Genomic DNA, 16,722 nt, shown 5'->3' with positions numbered 1-16,722 from the left:
AAATAATATAATCTCAGTTTAAAAATTCTAAAAATAAAGATAAAATCAATTAATTTAAAATTATAAATTTTTAAGGAAGATATATTGTTTAAAAGATTTCTTGTTTTATTTTTTATTGGGGTATCTATAATTAGGGCATCTGATTTAGTTAAGATTTATTTAGATCAGGGTTTAGATGCTGTTGGGGTAGAGATTGAAAAAGAGCTAATGGATAAAAATTTTTGGTTGTCTGAAATAGCGGATAAAAATGTCTCTCTTGGATATTATAGCAGTAAAGTTGATATTGTTCTTACAAATAAAACCGATAAAATTCTCCGCGTGTATTCCTATGATGATGGAAAAATTAAAAAGGATTTTGAACAAAAATCAATTATTACGGGTCTAATGGGAGATAAAAAAGTTGAAGGGGATTTAAAAACCCCTATAGGTTTTTATGAGTTAGGACAAAGATTTAATCCAGGAGATCCTTACTACGGTCCTTTTGCTTTTGCAACAACTTATCCAAATTTATTAGATAAAGTACAGGGAAAAACTGGTGGTGGAATTTGGATACATGGCTATCCTTTAGATGGCACTAGAATTGATGAGTTTAAAACAAAGGGTTGTATAGCTTTATTTAATGAAAATCTTGAGAAATTTGCCAAAGTAGTTCAAGATAAAAAAGTATTTGTAATGACTGAAGAAAAGGATAAAGTTAGAGCAAAAAAAGAAGAGATTGCTTCTTTGTTTGCAGATCTTTTTGCTTGGAAATTCGCTTGGACAAATAATAATATTGATTCTTATTTGGGATTTTACGATCAAAATGAATTTAAACGTTTTGATAAAATGAAATTTGAGCAATTTGCTTCTATGAAAAAAATTATTTTTTCTCGCAAAGAGAATAAAAAGATAAAATTTTCAGATATTAATATTAGCCCTTATCCAAATTTAAATAATGAAGTTATATATAGAATTTCTTTTTATGAAGATTATTATACTAAAAATTATCAATTTAAAGGAAATAAAACCTTATATGTTAAATTAAACGATAAAGGAAAAATGAAAATTTTAGCAGAGCAATGATTTTATGTCTGTTATTAAACTAAATCAAAAATCATACGAGAATAATTTAAAACAAATTATTGAAAAAACTAAAGATCCTTCAAAAATAATTTGTGTTTTTAAGGATAACGCTTATGGACATGGAGCTAAAATACTAGCTCCTATACCTAAAAAATTCGGTATTAATTTTGTTGCGGTTAAAAATGAAAAAGAAGCTTACGAAATTCAAGACTTCTTTAAAAATATTTTAATACTTTCACATAGACCCAATGGAAATGAAAATTCTCAATTTATATATGCTTTAAATGAAATTTCTAAGGTTAGAGAATATAAAATCGGTACAAGAATTCATCTTAAAATAGATACAGGAATGCACAGGAATGGTATTTTTGTAGAAAATATAGAGGATGCTTTTTTTAAAATTGATGAGGCGAGATTAAATTTAGAAGGAATATTTACGCATTTTTCAAGTGCTGATGAGTTGGATGCAAGTTTTTTTATTCAAAAACAAAAGTTCTATGAAGCCAAAATGTTGGCACAAAAAAAATATGATCATTTAATTTTTCATTCTTTTAATTCAGCGGCCTTGTTTAGAGCTAAAGATATTCCTAAAGATGAGTTTTTTAGAATAGGCATTGCTCAATTTGGTTACGGAGATGAAAAATTAGAAAAAATTTTAAGTCTTTATGCTCATAAATTAAGCGAAAGAATTTTAAATTCCGGTCAAAGCGTAGGATATGGTAGATCTTTTAGTGCTGATAAAAAAATAAAAATTGCTACTTACGATTTAGGTTATGCTGATGGGTTATTTCGTTACAATGGAAAAGGCAATTTGACTTTAGCAAATCATAAAAATATTTTAGGCAAAATTTCGATGGATAGTTTTTCTTGTGAAGATTGTGGCGAGGAAATTTGCGTTTTTAATGATGCTAATATTTGGGCTGATTTTTTCAATACAATTTCATATGAAATTTTAGTTAAACTTCATCCAGATATTTCAAGGATTTTGGTGTAATGTTTAATATAGTTTTAGTTAATCCTAGAATTCCTCAGAATACAGGAAGTATAGGAAGGATGTGTTATAATGCAGGTTTTAAACTTCATATTATTAAGCCAATTGTCTTTGATATTTCGCAAAAGGCTGTTCGTAGAGCAGGACTTGATTATTGGGAAAAATTAGAGCCGATAATTTGGGAAAATTTGGAACTTTTTTTAGACCAAAACTTAAAATTTAAAGATCGTTTCTTTTTTGCTACAACAAAGAGTAAAAAACCATATTTTGATGCCAAATTTAAAGAAAATGATTTTTTATTTTTTGGAAGTGAGAGTTATGGTTTGCCTATGGAACTTATGCAAATTAATTGGCAAAATGCTATTACTATTCCGATGAAATCTTGTGGAAGAAGTTTAAATTTAGCTACTAGTGTTGGTATTGTTTCTTATGAGGCCTTAAGGCAAAATTTTAAATATTTTATTTCCTAAGGTAACAAATTTATATTTTTTTATTATATTTTTTCATAAGTAAATGTGTTTTTCATCAAAAATATGTTAAAGTAAATTGAAATTAAGATGAAAGGATACACATGGGAGAACAAAATTTAAATATTTCATTCAGTGAAAAAATTATCAATTATTTAGGATACATTACTCCTTATACAGATACAATAATGGTTATTTTGCTTATTGTTTGCGGAATTTATTACAGTTTTTTGACAGGTTTTGTGCAATTTCGTATGCTTAAATCCGTATTTTCAATTTTAACAGAAAGAAATGGTGAGGGTTCTAAAGAACATATTTCACCTTTTCAAGCTTTGATGATATCAACAGCTTCTAGAGTTGGAATAGGTAATATTGCAGGGATTTCGTATGCACTTACAACAGGGGGTGCGGGAGCTTTATTTTGGATGTGGATTATGGCGTTTTTTGGCGGAGCTTCAGCGTTTGCAGAAAGTACTTTAGCGCAAATTTACAAATCCAAAGATGAAACAGGTGGCTTTAAAGGAGGCCCTGCTTATTACATAAGAAAAGCTTTGGGTTCACATTTTTTTGGATCTTTCTTCGCTTTTATATTGATTATTACTTATGCTTATGGCTTTAATGGCTTACAAAGTCAAACGATGACATCTGCATTTAAAGTGTATTATGATATGTTTAATCCAAATTCTACAACAGGATTTGCTTCAAGCTATTGGCCTATTGTTATTGGTATTGTTTTAACAATTTTTGGTTCTTGGATGTTTTTTTCTCACCATACAAAAATTGGCAAAATAAGCTCTTTAATTGTTCCTTTTATGGCTATGGCTTATATTTTACTTGCAATTATTGCTGTTTTAATGAATTTTGATAAAATTCCTTCTGTAATTCATATGGTTTTATTGAGTGCTTTTGATTTTAAAGCAATTTTTGGCGGTTTTGCTGGTTCTGTTTTAGTTATAGGAATAAAAAGAGGACTCTTCTCAAATGAAGCAGGGATGGGATCTGCACCAAATGCAGCCGCAGCAGCTCTTACTAGTCATCCTGTTAAACAAGGTATTATTCAATCTTTTTCAGTATTAATCGATGTTGTCGTTTGTACTAGTTCTGGATTTTTAGTGCTTTTTTCTATGGCTTATTTAAATTTTCACGGAAGTAATGTTGGAGATGGTATGCCTTTAGTGCAAGAGGCTATGAGAGAATATTATGGGGGCTTTGGAATCCATTTTGTTACTATTGCTATCGTTCTTTTTGCTATTACATCATTGATTGGAAATTATTATTATGCGCAAACTAATGTAAAATATTTGACAAATTCTAAGTTTGTGATGAATTTATTTAGAGTAAGCGCAGTAGCTATGATATTTGTAGGATCGCAGATGAATTTAAAACTTGCTTGGAGTTTAGCAGATCTTACTATGGCTTTTATGGCGACAACAAATATTATTTCTTTACTGCTTTTAGGTGCTATTGTAAATAAAACATTAAAAGATTTTAACACTCAGCAAAAAGCAAAAAAGGATCCTCATTTTAGTGCGTCTAAATTAAATATAAAAAATGCAGAATGCTGGAGCTAATCAGTCTTGATTTTCAAGACTGATTAAATTTAGTGATTTAAAACTTTATTTAAAAATTCTTTTAATCTTTCATTTTTTGGATGTTCAAAGACTTCTTTAGGGGTGTCATCAACTGCTATATTTCCTTTGTCCATAAAGAAAATTCGATTGGCAACGTTTTTAGCAAAACCCATTTCATGAGTAACTACAAGCATAGTCAAGCCTTCCTTTGCAAGATCTTTCATGATGCTTAAAACTTCTCCTATCATTTCAGGATCGAGTGCTGAAGTAGGTTCATCAAATAAAATAACATCCGGATTCATCATCAAGCTTCTTGCAATAGCTATACGTTGTTTTTGCCCACCTGAAAGTTGGTGAGGCATAGCATCTTCTTTATCACAAAGTCCAACTTTTTTAAGTAAATTTCTAGCTTTTTTGATGGCTGCTTCTTGATTTAAAATTTTAGTTTTTACAGGGGCTAGGCATAAATTTTGCATAATGGTTTTATTGGCAAAAAGATTAAAATGCTGAAAAACCATACTGACTTTTTGGCGTATTTTATTTATGTCTGTTTTAGGATCTAATATATTTTCACCTTTGATAAAAATTTCCCCACTGTCGGCTAATTCTAGTCTATTAATACAACGTAAAAAAGTACTTTTTCCACCTCCACTTGGCCCTATAATAGCTATAATATCGCCTTGTGAAATTTCAGTATTGATATTTTTTAAAACTTCTAAATTGCCATATTTTTTATGTAAATTTTTTATTTTAATCATTTTTATTAATCCTAGTTTCAAGTTTTTTAGCAAAATAACTGAAAATTTTAACGCTGATATAATAAATTAACCCTGTAAATATAATAGGCTTAGGATTATAAAAAATTGCTTGTAAGCTTTGACTTTGCATGGTAATATCAATGACGCTGATAAAACCAACCACGGAGGTTTCTTTAAATAAAGAAATAAATTCATTTGCTAAGGCAGGTAAAATATTTTTTATAGCTTGCGGAAGGATAATTTCTTTCATAGAGGTTTGATAATCAAGTCCCATAGCACGAGCAGCCTCCATTTGCCCTTTGTCTATACTATTAATCCCACTTCTAACTATTTCTGCAATATAAGCAGAGCTATTTAGCCCTAAAGCGAAAATAGCTGCGTATAGATTATCAATAAAAGTTAAAATCACAAAAGAAAAAATCATAAGTTGTAAAATAACAGGGGTTCCACGAATAATATCAATATATTCATCGATAATAAAATTTAAGGCTTTAATATTAAAAAATCTTAAAATAGCTAAACCAAAGCCAACAATTATCCCAATAAAAACGGCACAAACGGTAAGTAAAAGAGTGATGCCATAGCTTTTTAAATATGCATTTGCATTAGCTGTGTAACCATAGCTTATTTCTCCATTGGAATTTTTAATTTGTAAAATTTCAATAGGAAAAGAAAAATAAGCCCATAAAATTATAATGACAAGAAATACAAAAATTCTGATATTTTTCTGATTCAAAATCAATCACCCCTTAAAATAATCTCAAAAACTTAAATTCTATAAAATTATCTTTGATTTTTCTTTAAATATTTATAAAATTATGTTAGGATTTTTAAAGGAGGCTTATATATGTCAATTTTAGATTTTATTTTTGTAGCTTTTTTTGTCTTTTTTATGATTTTTTTAATTATGGGTTTTAATCGTCAAATGAGTGAAAAAGCTAAAGAAAAAGAAAAAAGATTTCAAAAATATAAAACAAGGAGAGATGATGAGTAAAAAAATTTTAGTTCCAATGGCACAAGGTTTTGAAGAGACTGAATTGATAAGCGTAGTTGATGTTTTAAGACGTGCTAAAGAAGTGGGTGGGGATTTGGAAGTGATCACGGCTTCTTTAAATTCTGATCTTTTTGTAAAAGGATCTCACGGAGTTATCATTAAGGCTGATTATTTGCTAAAAGACATTACGCATATGGATTTTGACGCTATTGCTTTAGCGGGTGGATATGAAGGTATGAATAATCTTAAACAATCAGATGAAATTTTAAATATCATTAAAAAACTTCATGATAATAATAAAATTGTCGCTGCTATTTGTGCATCCCCTATAGTTTTAGATGCTGCAGGAGTTTTAAAGGATGAATTCACCTGCTATCCAGGTTGTGAGATTGGACTTAACGGTACTCGTCTTAATCAAGCTATAGTTGTAAATAAAAATATCATCACTTCAGCAGGCCCTGCAACAGCTATTCTTTTTGGTTTAGAATTAGCAAAACATCTATGCTCTAATGAAATTTATGATAAATTATACGAGATGATGTTGATGCCTTTGGTAAAATAATTTATTGCTTTTGTGGGGTTGTAAAACCTCCAAGCATATGAAAATGCAAATGAAACACTTCTTGTCCGCTATCTTTTCCACAATTTGTTATCAATTTATACCCGCTTTCATGGATATTTAGCAATATGGCTAATTCTTGGATAAAGCTTGTCATTTTTGCCATAAGTTCTGGATCAAATTCTTGAAAATTTTTAAAATGTTTTTTTGGAATAATAAGCACATGAATAGGAGCTTTTGGAGCGATATCGTGAAAAGCTAGAAAATCATTGTTTTCAAGTACTTTATTGCATGGAATTTTACCTTCAACTATAAGTTCAAAAACTGTTTTTTCTTGCATGTATTCTCCTTGTCATTGAATATTAATAATTTAGAATTATATCTCTAAAAGTTTAATTTTTATGCTGAATTTAAAATACTTTTTAATAAAATTAAAATCAGATTTCACTTTGATTGGGGTAAAAATTGCAAAATTTTATTAAACAAGTTGAAGAGTGTAATAATTTAAATGATTTAGAGGCACTTAGAATTTCAGTTCTTGGTAAAAAAGGCGTTTTAACAGAAAGTTTTTCAAAACTTAAAAATTTAGAAGGCGATGCTAAAAAAGAATTAGCTGCTACTTTAAATTTAGAAAAAGAAGCTTTCAATAAAGCCTATTTGGCCAAATTTAAAATTTTGGAAAATCTTGCACTTGAAGAAAAAATGAAACAAGATGTGCTTGATTTTAATTATTTTGATGAAAATGTAACAAAAGGTGCTTTACACCCTGTAATGAGCACTATGGATAAAATCATAGAATATTTTTTAAGTTTGAATTTTAGTATAGAAAAAGGTCCTTTAATCGAGGATGAATTTCATAATTTTGAAGCTTTAAATTTGCCAAAATCTCATCCAGCTAGAGATATGCAAGATACTTTTTATTTTGATGATAAAAGACTTTTGAGAACTCAAACTTCACCAGTGCAAATTAGAACGATGCTAACCCAAAAACCTCCTATTAGAATGATAGCACCTGGTGCGGTTTTTAGAAGAGATTTTGATATAACTCATACTCCAATGTTTCATCAAATAGAAGGACTAGTTGTAGAAGAAGGGCAAAAAGTAAGCTTTGCACACTTAAAAAGTATTTTAGAAGATTTTTTACATTTTATGTTTGATGACGTAAAAATTCGCTTTCGTCCTAGTTTTTTTCCTTTCACTGAACCTTCGGCTGAAGTGGATATTTCTTGCGTATTTTGCAAAGGAAGTGGTTGTAGGGTATGCAAACAAACAGGATGGTTAGAGGTTTTAGGATGTGGAATTGTTGATCCTAATGTATTTAATTTTATAGGTTATAAAAATGTAAGTGGTTATGCCTTTGGTCTTGGGGTGGAACGTTTTGCTATGCTTTTGCACCAAATTCCTGATTTGAGATCTTTATTTGAAGGCGATTTAAGATTATTGGAGCAATTTAGATGATAATTACTAAAAGTTGGTTAAGTGATTGGTTAGATCTTGAGAGTATAAGCGCTGAAGAAATTGTTTTTAAATTAAATTCTATAGGTATTGAAGTTGATAAAGTTTGCAATTTAAAAGCTCCTAGCAAAGTTGTAGTGGGTTTTGTAAAAGAGAAAATAAAACATGAAAATTCTGATAAACTCAGCATTTGTCAAGTGGATGTTGGAAATGAGATCTTGCAAATTGTATGTGGTGCTAAAAATGTAGAACAAGGACAATATGTTGCTGTGGCACTTAAAGGTGCTTGTATGCCAAATGGGATGGAAATTAAAGATGCTAAGCTAAGAGGGGTAGATTCTCATGGTATGCTTTGTTCAAGCTTAGAATTAGGTTTTGGTAAAACTAATGAAGGTATTATGGTTTTAGATGAAAGTATAGGTACTTTAGAGCTTGGAAAAGAGTTAAATTCCTATGAAATTTTTAATGATGTATTGATTGAGGTTGAATTAACTCCAAATAGGGGGGATTGCCTTAGTATATACGGCATAGCACGAGATTTAGCCGTAGCTTTTAATTTAAATTTAAAAGAGCTTAAGTCTTTCAAAGAGAATGAAAATGTGTTAGGTATAGGAAGAGTTTTGCGTCTTAATGCGCAAAAAGATTTACATAGTTTTTATAATTACAGAGCTATAGAGATTAAAGATGATTTGCAACTAGATTTGATCATTTCTTTACGTTTAGCTCAAATTGAAAATTTAGAAAATAATCCTATACAAAATTTATTAAATTATGTTATACATTCAACAGGTGTTTTGTTTAATGCTTATGATTTAAGCGATTTTACTAAAGAAAATGAGGAAATCACTTTAAATTTGAGTAAAGAAAAATTAGGAGAAACAAAAATTTCTTGCCAAAATAAAACTTTAAGTATTAGCGGCTTTTATCAAGAGCAAGAATATAAATGTAAAGAGACTTCTAAGCTAGTAATTATTGAAGCTAATTATACAGATCCTAATGTGATAGCTAATGCAAAGTCAAATTATAAAAAACAAGATGAAAAAATTTTTTATAGAAGTTTTAGGGGGAGCGAGCCTAAATTATATTTAGGAATGGATTTTTTACTTAATATTCTTAAACAAAATCCTAATTTAAGTATATATAGTTCCTCTCAGCAAGTTTTACTTGATAAAAAACTTTTAACCATACCTATAAATATTGATCATATTAATAATATCATAGGTCAAGATATCGATAAGGATGATATCTTAAATATTTTGAAAAAATTAGGTTTTAAAATAATACTTTTAGATGATAAATTAATGAATGCTGAAGTTCCAATACATAGACCAGACGTAAGTAATTTGGCAGATATTTGCGAAGAAATCGTTAGGATGATAGGGATTAATAATATAGTTTCTAAAAATTTAGAATTTTTAGGAAAAAATCGTCTTAATTTAACTTATTTTTCTTATAAAAAACTTTTAGAATTAAGAAAAAATGCTGTAAATAATGGCTATTTTGAAAGTTTGCATTATGTTTTAGATAATAGCGAAGAGCTTGAAAATTTAGGATTTGATACTGTAAAAATAAAACTTTTAAATCCGATAACTAATGAGTTAAATACCTTAAGAACGACTTTATTAAATCATCTTTTAAATGCTGTTAGCTTAAATACAAAAAATTCAAAAAAAATCATTAAACTTTTTGAATCAGGATCTATTTTTTCTAAAGACACAGAGGAAATCAATAAAATCGCTTTTGTGCATTCAGGTTATAAAGAAGAGCCTAAAATCGCAAATAAAGCCAAGCCAAGATTTGTGAATTTTTATGATTTTCTTTTAGATATTAAAAACATTATAGGTGATTTTAAACTCAAGTTTTCTCATTATAGTTTTTTAAGTCCTTATGAGCAAGCAGAAATATTTATAGGTGATAAAAATATAGGTTTTATTGGTCGTTTGCATTTGAAATTAGAAAATGAAAAAGACTTAATGAAAACATATGTTTGTGAATTAAATTTAGATCTCATCAAAGAAGAGAAAAAGGTTGCTAAAAATTATTCTAAATTTCCTGCTGTAAATAGGGATCTTAGCGTATTAGTTCCTAAAGGATATGCGTATGAGGGCATTAAAAAAGCTATAGAAGAATTAAATTTAGAAATACTTGAAAATTTTAGATTGGTGGATTTATATAGCGATGAAAACCTTAAAGATTTTTATAGTTTAACCATAGCCTTCGTTTTTAGAGATATGAATAAAACTTTAGAAGATAAACAAATTGTAGAAAGTATGGATAAGATTATACAAAAATTAAAAGAAATGGGTCTTGATTTAAGATGATTATTCATGCTTTATCTGATAGCTTTGAAATAGAAATTTCAGATATTGCAGCAGATAAAAGCATTTCTCATCGTTTTGCGATCTTTTCTCTTTTAACAAAAAAAGAAAATAAAGCTAAGAATTATCTCTTAGCTCAAGATACTTTAAACACACTCGAAATCTTAAAAAAGTTAGGTGCTGAAATTAAGATTTATGGATCAAATGTAAGTATAATTCCACCTAGAAAAATTTTATCCCCTAAGGATATATTATATTGTGGGAATTCCGGAACTCTTATGCGTTTAATGATAGGATTTTTATCAGGAATTTCTGGTTTTTTTGTCTTAAGCGGAGATACATCTTTAAATAACCGCCCTATGAAAAGAATTTGCAATCCTCTTAAAAATATCGGAGCAAAAATTTATGGCAGAGAGGACGCAAATTTAGCGCCAATTTGCATAGAGGGACAAAAATTACATTCTTTTAATCACGAGAGTCAAATTTCATCAGCTCAAGTTAAAACGGCTATGATTTTATCGGCTTTAAATGCAAATGGAAATTCTGTATTTAAAGAACCAAAATTGAGTAGAAATCATAGTGAGAATATGTTAAAAGCAATGGGTGCTCCTTTAAAAATAAGTGAAGATGGTTTAAAAATTGAAATATCAAATTTAAAAGAGTCCCTAAAAGAACAAGATATCGAAATTCCTAACGATCCATCTTCAGCCTTTTATTTTGTACTTGCAGCAATAATTATCCCCAATTCAAAAATAAAAATAAGCAATGTTTTGTTAAATCCTACTCGCATAGAAGCTTATAAAATTTTACAAAAAATGGGAGCTAAAATAGAAATAAAAATCACTCAAAATCATTTTGAGAGTATAGGAGAGATTGAAGCGAGTTTTAGCAAACTGAAAGGAATTGAGCTTAAAGAAAATATAGCGTGGCTTATAGATGAAATTCCTGCTTTAGCTATCGCTTTTGCTTTAGCCAATGGGGTTTCTATACTTAAAAATGCACAAGAGCTTAGAGTTAAAGAAAGCGATAGAATTCATGCTATAGTTTCAAATTTGAGGCTTTGCGGAGTTAAGGTTGAGGAATTTGAAGATGGTTTTAAGATAGAAGGTGGAAAAGTAAATAAAGCTAAAATAAAAAGTTATAAGGATCATCGTATTGCTATGAGTTTTGCTATTTTGGGTATGATTTGCGGAATGGAAATTGATGATTTTGAATGCATTGAAACTTCTTTTCCAAATTTTATAGAAATTTTAAAAAGATTAGGGGTAAAAATTGATTATTGAATTAGCCAAGAACTATGGTTTTTGTTTTGGGGTAAAAAGAGCAATTAAAAAAGCTGAACAAATTAAGGATGCTGCAACTATAGGCCCACTTATACATAACAATGAAGAAATTTTACGTTTGCAAAAAGATTTCAATGTGAAAACCTTAGAGGATATTAATGCATTAAGCAATGAAAAAAAAGCCATTATAAGAACTCATGGTATCACAAAGCAAGATTTGGCTGATCTAAAAAAAAGAAACATTGAAATTTTTGATGCAACGTGTCCTTTTGTAACAAAGCCTCAGCAAATTTGCGAACGCATGAGTGATGAAGGTTATGAAGTCGTTATTTTTGGTGATGAAAATCATCCAGAGGTGAAAGGCGTGAAAAGCTATGTAAGTACAAAAGCTTACGTTGTTTTAGATAAAAAAGAACTTGAAAATATTAAGTTGCCAAATAAGATTGCTGTGGTAAGCCAAACAACTAAAAAACCTGAACATTTTATGGAAATAGTTAATTTTTTAATGCTAAGGGTTAAAGAAGTTAGGGTTTTTAATACCATTTGCGATGCAACATTTAAAAATCAAGATGCCATTAAAGAACTTTCTGCAAAAAGCGATGTGGTAGTGGTTGTAGGTGGTAAGAATTCGGCCAATACTAAGCAACTTTTTTTAATAGCAAAAATGCATTGTGAAGATAGCTATCTTATTGAGACAGAAGAAGAATTAAAAAAAGAATGGTTTTTGAATAAAAAACATTGTGGAATTAGTGCAGGTGCTAGCACTCCAGATTGGATTATAGATAAGGTAATTGCTAAAATTAAAACTTTTGTTGATTAAAGCACAATATTTTATTTTTTTAAAAGCTAAATAAAACTACAATTTAAAAAATTAACAAAAGCTAAATTTTTAATATTTAGAATGAGGAAATTTAAAATTATTTTAAAGGACAGTGATGATTGAGGCGAACAATAAAGTTCAAAGTGGTTTGGATGATTTTTTCGAGGAAGAAGATTTTGGACAACTTTTAGATGCTTTTGACAAATCAAAAGAAGAGGCAATGGCAGAAGGAGTGATCGTAGAGATCAAGAATGATGAAGTTTATGTTGATATAGGTAAAAAATCCGAGGGAATTTTGCCACTTGCTGAAATTCAAAAAGACGATGGACAATTATTGTTTAAAACTGGAGATAGGATCAAAGTTGCTGTAGTAGGTTATTATGGCGGAAGATCTTTATTATCCCATAAAAAGGCTTTGAGAAAAGAAAAAGCGATTGAATTTATTAAAAATTACAAAGAAGAAGATTCTGAAAATATATTTAATGTTAAAGTAGTTGGAAAAAATAAAGGCGGGCTTATTGTTGTTGATGACAATGATATCGAATTCTTTTTACCTAGATCTCAATATGGTTTTAAGGAAAGTAATAATGTTTTAGGTAAAACCTTTAAAGTGAAGATTATTAAAATCGATCATGAGGAACAAAGCATCATTGTTTCTCGAAAGAAAACTTTAGATGATGAAAGAAAAAAACGTAAAGAACTGATCAATAATATCGCTCAAGAACAAGGAGTGATTGAAGGCATAGTTAAAAAAATTACTACTTATGGTATGTTTGTTGATGTAGGTGGGATTGATGGATTGGTTCATTATAGTGAAATTTCTTACAAGGGTCCAGTAAATCCAAGTCTTTTTTACAAAGAGGGCGATAAAGTTCCAGTTAAAGTTATAAGTTACAATAAAGAACGTAAGCACCTTTCATTATCTATTAAAGCAGCTTTGCCTGATCCTTGGAGTGAAATAAAAGATAGTCTTGAAGTAGGCGATACAATTAAAGTTATCGTTTCAAATATAGAGCCTTATGGAGCTTTTGTGGATTTAGGCAATGATATTGAAGGATTTTTACACATCAGTGAAATTTCTTGGGATAAAAATATTAAAAACCCAAAAGATTATATAAGCAAGGGACAAGAAATTGATGTAGAAGTTATTGAAATAAATTCCGATGAAAGACGTTTAAGAGTTTCTTTGAGAAATTTACTTTCAAAGCCTTTTGATGAATTTTTGAAAAAATATAAATTATCAGATGTTTTAGAAGGCGAAGTTACTTTAACAACTGCTTTTGGAGCATTTATAAATCTTGGTATGATTGAGGGATTATTGCATAATGAAGATGCCTCTTGGTCAAGAAGCGATAAGTGTAAAGATAAATTTAAAGTTGGTGACAAGGTTAAGGTAAAAATTATAAAAATAGATACAGAAAATCAAAAGATTTCTCTTAGTACAAAAGAACTTTGTGAGTCACCAGTTCAAGAATATGCTAAAAATCATAAAGTTGGAGATATCGTTAAAGGTAGAATTCGCGATATTAAAGATTTTGGTATTTTTGTAGAGCTTAGTCAAAATGTTGATGCGCTTATTCATAAAGAAGATATTAGCAATTCAACTTTAGAAAATTTGAAAATAGATGATGAAATTGAAGCAGCTATTGTTTTCATCGATGAAAAGAAAAATAGAATTCGCTTAAGTGTTAAAAATTTAGTTAAAATGAAAGAACGCGAAGTTTTAAATGAAATAAATGATAATGATAAAATCACTTTAGGTGATATCATAAAAGATCAATTAGCTTAATGATAAAAAAATATCTAACCATAGGCATTTTAAGCATATTATTGCTTAGTTTATTTGTAGTGGTTTTGGTATTAATCTCTAAATTTAAAGCAAATTCAGATTTTATTCCTGAATTTGCTCATAATGTAAGCATAGAAAAAGAAGGCCAGCAAAAAAATAATGAAGATTTTACTTGGCAAGAAGAGCTTGCTAAGTGGCCAAGCAAAAATTTCACTCCTGCAGCAGAGCAATTTAATCTTTATGTTGATGTTGATACTAGCGATTTAAAAGAAAAAAGCAAATATTATCAACTCATTGTAGATAAAAATGATATTTATTCAGTATTTTGTCTAAAGCAAACTTTAAAATCTTTTGATGTGAAATACTTTTTATTAAAATCTAGCGGTAGTCCAGAAATTTTTTTAGATACTGACAATAAAGAACTTATTGATGAAATTATTAAAGAACTCAAAAAATATAAAATTAGCACTCAAGCTAAAGAAATTTGGCTCTAATTTATTTCTTATTCATTGATTTATTTTTCTAGGAAGTATTATAATGGCACTTATTGATCTAATTGATGCGAATAAAAGATTTGATGAAAAAATAGTTTTAAATGAAGCAAATTTTAGTGCCAATGATGGCGAAAAAATAGCTATTATTGGTAAAAATGGAGAAGGAAAATCCACTTTTTTAAAGATACTCTTTGGTGTCTTAAATTTAGATAGCGGTCGCGTTATAAGACAAAATGGAAAAAGCATTGCAATGCTTTCTCAAAATGTAGATTTTCATGCAAATTTAAGTGTTAGGGATGCTATCAAACAAGAGCTTTCAGAAATTTATACCGCTTTAGAAGAATATGAAGAACTCCATTTAAAATTAGAACAAAATCCAGAAAACAAAGAATATTTAAAACAAATGGATTTGATTATGGCTTTGATAGAAAGCAAAGATGCTTGGAATATAGAAGCTAAGATAAATCGCGTTTTAAAAGAATTTGATCTATTAAAATACATTGATCGTTTAGTATGTACATTAAGTGGCGGTGAGATACGCAGGGTAGGGCTTTGCATACTCATATTAAAAAATCCTGATATTTTATTGCTTGATGAGCCAACAAATCATTTAGATGTTTATATGACGAGTTTTTTAGAGGACTTGTTAAAAGAATCTAAAATGTGTGTTATTTTTATTTCGCATGATCGTTATTTTATTGATGCTATTGCTGATAAGTGTGTGGAAATTGAAAATGGAAAATTAAGTGTTTTTAAAGGAGGATATGCAAACTATCTTGAAAAAAAGGCACAAATTTTAGAAAGTCTTACTAAGAGTCATGAGACTTTATTAAAGCAGTTAAAAAGTGAAGAAGAATGGTTAAGACGCGGTGTTAAAGCAAGGCTAAAAAGAAATGAGGGAAGAAAAGAGCGCATTTTAAGAATGCGAGAAGAGGCTAAAAAAAATCCAGGGGCTATAAAACGTTTGAGACTTGAAATTTCAAGATCTACGCTTAATTTTAATGCTGATAAGGTAATGAACCGAAAAAAAATGTTATTTGAGATTAAGAATGTGAGTAAAAGTATAGAAGATAAAATGCTTTTTAGAGATTTTTCAGCCCGTATTTTACAAGGAGAGCGTATAGCTATAGTGGGAAAAAATGGTTGTGGAAAATCTACTTTTTTAAAAATGCTTTTAGGGCAAATTAAGCAAGATAGCGGAGAGATTAAAAGAGGGGAAATTAAGATAGGGTATTTTGATCAAGCTAGAAATTTGGTAAATTCAGATAAAACCTTGCTTGAAATTTTTTGTCCTAATGGTGGAGATAGAGTTCAAGTAAGAGATAAAAATATGCATGTTTATGGATATTTGAAAAATTTTTTATTTCCTAAAGAATTTTTAGATAAAAGTGTTTCTGTATTAAGTGGAGGAGAAAAAAATCGAGTAGCTTTGGCTTTACTTTTTACTCAAACTTATGATATTTTAGTGCTTGATGAGCCAACCAATGATTTAGATATCTCAACGATTAATATTTTAGAAGAGTATTTGTTAAATTTTGAGGGAGCGATTTTATTTGTATCTCATGATAGGTATTTTGTTGATAAAATAGCGAATAAAATTTATGCTTTTGAGGGAAATTCTTCGATCAATATTTTACATACTCTTTATACGGAATATCTTGAAAATGAAAAAGAATTGCACGAATTTGATAATTTTACCTTAAGTCTTGAAAATTCAATTTCAAACAGCAATCAAAAAGAGAAAAAAAGCCAAAAATTAAGCTATAAAGAAAATGAAATTTTAAACCATCATCCAGAAAAAATAGAAATCATTGAAAAACAAATTGAGCAATTAAATAAAGATTTGTCAAATCCTAGTGTTTATCAAAATATCGGTATTAATAAACTTTATGAAGAGTTGCAAAAGGCACAAGAAGAGTTGGAAACACTTGAAATGGAGTATTTTGCAGTTTTAGAAAAAAGCGAAAATTTGCAAAAAGAAATATAAAATACACTATTTATAAAAATACATATATCCATAAAAATTTTATATAACTTATTATACAATAGACTATATTCTTAAAAACCAAGGATTATAAATGAAAATCATTTTGGCAATTTTAGCTTTAGTATTTTTAAACTCTTGTGCTTTAATAAAAAGCAAGGAAGAAAAAGAATTAGA

General features: G+C 28.8%; 16 protein-coding genes. 13 read left to right on the top strand and 3 right to left on the bottom strand.

The window, feature by feature from the left end; genetic code table 11:
* Positions 1–84 precede the first annotated feature (84 nt).
* The 4 genes from pgp2 to CQA75_RS07170 all read left to right on the top strand — a co-directional run bounded on the left by pgp2 (position 85) and on the right by CQA75_RS07170 (position 4,091).
* Positions 85–1,062, top strand: a complete 978-nt coding sequence (gene pgp2 / locus CQA75_RS07185) for a cell shape-determining L,D-carboxypeptidase Pgp2 (protein WP_137624336.1) — start codon at positions 85–87, stop codon at positions 1,060–1,062.
* A gap of 4 nt (positions 1,063–1,066) precedes the next feature.
* Entirely contained in the window at positions 1,067–2,056 is a 990-nt protein-coding gene (locus tag CQA75_RS07180) for an alanine racemase (protein ID WP_137624335.1), read from the top strand.
* Positions 2,056–2,523 (top strand): tRNA (cytidine(34)-2'-O)-methyltransferase, encoded by a 468-nt coding sequence (locus CQA75_RS07175; protein WP_137624334.1) that lies wholly within the window; start codon positions 2,056–2,058, stop codon positions 2,521–2,523. The genes CQA75_RS07180 and CQA75_RS07175 overlap by 1 nt, the downstream gene beginning before the upstream one ends.
* A 101-nt stretch (positions 2,524–2,624) precedes the next feature.
* Entirely contained in the window at positions 2,625–4,091 is a 1,467-nt protein-coding gene (locus CQA75_RS07170; protein WP_137624333.1) for an alanine/glycine:cation symporter family protein, read from the top strand.
* Positions 4,092–4,120: 29 nt separating this feature from the next.
* Here the strand turns inward: CQA75_RS07170 and CQA75_RS07165 are convergent, their stop codons facing one another.
* Together CQA75_RS07165 and CQA75_RS07160 are read right to left on the bottom strand one after the other, a co-directional pair.
* Positions 4,121–4,849, bottom strand: a complete 729-nt coding sequence (locus CQA75_RS07165) for an amino acid ABC transporter ATP-binding protein (protein WP_137624332.1) — start codon at positions 4,847–4,849, stop codon at positions 4,121–4,123.
* On the bottom strand, positions 4,842–5,585 hold the full coding sequence (locus CQA75_RS07160) for an amino acid ABC transporter permease (protein WP_137624331.1): 744 nt from the start codon (positions 5,583–5,585) through the stop codon (positions 4,842–4,844). The genes CQA75_RS07165 and CQA75_RS07160 overlap by 8 nt, the downstream gene beginning before the upstream one ends.
* A 111-nt stretch (positions 5,586–5,696) precedes the next feature.
* Between CQA75_RS07160 and CQA75_RS09170 the strand changes: the two genes are divergently transcribed.
* Positions 5,697–5,843, top strand: coding sequence for a hypothetical protein (locus tag CQA75_RS09170; protein ID WP_171000092.1), 147 nt, complete (start codon positions 5,697–5,699; stop codon positions 5,841–5,843).
* On the top strand, positions 5,836–6,405 hold the full coding sequence (locus CQA75_RS07155) for a DJ-1 family glyoxalase III (protein ID WP_137624330.1): 570 nt from the start codon (positions 5,836–5,838) through the stop codon (positions 6,403–6,405). Before CQA75_RS09170 ends, CQA75_RS07155 begins: the two co-directional genes overlap by 8 nt.
* Before the next feature lies 1 nt (position 6,406).
* On the opposite strand, the gene CQA75_RS07150 is transcribed toward CQA75_RS07155, so the two are convergent.
* The gene (locus CQA75_RS07150) at positions 6,407–6,742 is read right to left on the bottom strand and encodes a histidine triad nucleotide-binding protein (RefSeq protein WP_137624329.1); all 336 of its coding nucleotides are present in this window, start codon (positions 6,740–6,742) and stop codon (positions 6,407–6,409) included.
* A 125-nt stretch (positions 6,743–6,867) separates the two neighbouring features.
* On the opposite strand from CQA75_RS07150, the gene pheS reads away from it, so the two are divergent.
* The 7 genes from pheS (at position 6,868) to abc-f (ending at position 16,548) form a co-directional block, all read left to right on the top strand.
* Positions 6,868–7,860, top strand: coding sequence for a phenylalanine--tRNA ligase subunit alpha (pheS, locus tag CQA75_RS07145; RefSeq protein WP_137624328.1), 993 nt, complete (start codon positions 6,868–6,870; stop codon positions 7,858–7,860).
* Positions 7,857–10,178, top strand: a complete 2,322-nt coding sequence (gene pheT / locus CQA75_RS07140) for a phenylalanine--tRNA ligase subunit beta (RefSeq protein ID WP_137624327.1) — start codon at positions 7,857–7,859, stop codon at positions 10,176–10,178. The genes pheS and pheT overlap by 4 nt, the downstream gene beginning before the upstream one ends.
* Positions 10,175–11,458 (top strand): 3-phosphoshikimate 1-carboxyvinyltransferase, encoded by a 1,284-nt coding sequence (gene aroA / locus CQA75_RS07135; RefSeq protein WP_137624326.1) that lies wholly within the window; start codon positions 10,175–10,177, stop codon positions 11,456–11,458. The genes pheT and aroA overlap by 4 nt, the downstream gene beginning before the upstream one ends.
* Positions 11,448–12,278, top strand: a complete 831-nt coding sequence (locus CQA75_RS07130) for a 4-hydroxy-3-methylbut-2-enyl diphosphate reductase (RefSeq protein WP_137624325.1) — start codon at positions 11,448–11,450, stop codon at positions 12,276–12,278. The genes aroA and CQA75_RS07130 overlap by 11 nt, the downstream gene beginning before the upstream one ends.
* A gap of 115 nt (positions 12,279–12,393) precedes the next feature.
* Complete coding sequence (locus tag CQA75_RS07125) at positions 12,394–14,067, top strand: 30S ribosomal protein S1 (RefSeq protein WP_137624324.1); 1,674 nt, start codon at positions 12,394–12,396, stop codon at positions 14,065–14,067.
* The gene (locus CQA75_RS07120) at positions 14,067–14,561 is read left to right on the top strand and encodes a hypothetical protein (RefSeq protein WP_246023785.1); all 495 of its coding nucleotides are present in this window, start codon (positions 14,067–14,069) and stop codon (positions 14,559–14,561) included. Before CQA75_RS07125 ends, CQA75_RS07120 begins: the two co-directional genes overlap by 1 nt.
* A 43-nt stretch (positions 14,562–14,604) precedes the next feature.
* The gene (abc-f, locus tag CQA75_RS07115) at positions 14,605–16,548 is read left to right on the top strand and encodes a ribosomal protection-like ABC-F family protein (protein WP_137624323.1); all 1,944 of its coding nucleotides are present in this window, start codon (positions 14,605–14,607) and stop codon (positions 16,546–16,548) included.
* Positions 16,549–16,722 lie beyond the last annotated feature (174 nt).

Origin of the sequence: Campylobacter taeniopygiae, from assembly GCF_005406225.1 — a bacterium.
GTDB lineage: Bacteria > Campylobacterota > Campylobacteria > Campylobacterales > Campylobacteraceae > Campylobacter_D > Campylobacter_D taeniopygiae.
The sequence above is the reverse complement of the archived record's forward strand: the minus strand, read 5'-3'. Positions and strand labels throughout refer to the sequence as shown.

Excerpts from the sequence above, each read along its gene's own strand:
- CQA75_RS07180 (WP_137624335.1), top strand. The coding sequence starts at position 1,067 with ATGTCTGTTATTAAACTAAATCAAAAATCATACGAGAATAATTTAAAA.
- CQA75_RS07175 (WP_137624334.1), top strand. The coding sequence starts at position 2,056 with ATGTTTAATATAGTTTTAGTTAATCCTAGAATTCCTCAGAATACAGGA.
- CQA75_RS07170 (WP_137624333.1), top strand. The coding sequence starts at position 2,625 with ATGGGAGAACAAAATTTAAATATTTCATTCAGTGAAAAAATTATCAAT.
- CQA75_RS07165 (WP_137624332.1), bottom strand. The coding sequence starts at position 4,849 with ATGATTAAAATAAAAAATTTACATAAAAAATATGGCAATTTAGAAGTT.
- CQA75_RS09170 (WP_171000092.1), top strand. The coding sequence starts at position 5,697 with ATGTCAATTTTAGATTTTATTTTTGTAGCTTTTTTTGTCTTTTTTATG.
- CQA75_RS07155 (WP_137624330.1), top strand. The coding sequence starts at position 5,836 with ATGAGTAAAAAAATTTTAGTTCCAATGGCACAAGGTTTTGAAGAGACT.
- CQA75_RS07150 (WP_137624329.1), bottom strand. The coding sequence starts at position 6,742 with ATGCAAGAAAAAACAGTTTTTGAACTTATAGTTGAAGGTAAAATTCCA.
- pheT (WP_137624327.1), top strand. The coding sequence starts at position 7,857 with ATGATAATTACTAAAAGTTGGTTAAGTGATTGGTTAGATCTTGAGAGT.
- aroA (WP_137624326.1), top strand. The coding sequence starts at position 10,175 with ATGATTATTCATGCTTTATCTGATAGCTTTGAAATAGAAATTTCAGAT.
- CQA75_RS07125 (WP_137624324.1), top strand. The coding sequence starts at position 12,394 with ATGATTGAGGCGAACAATAAAGTTCAAAGTGGTTTGGATGATTTTTTC.
- CQA75_RS07120 (WP_246023785.1), top strand. The coding sequence starts at position 14,067 with ATGATAAAAAAATATCTAACCATAGGCATTTTAAGCATATTATTGCTT.
- abc-f (WP_137624323.1), top strand. The coding sequence starts at position 14,605 with ATGGCACTTATTGATCTAATTGATGCGAATAAAAGATTTGATGAAAAA.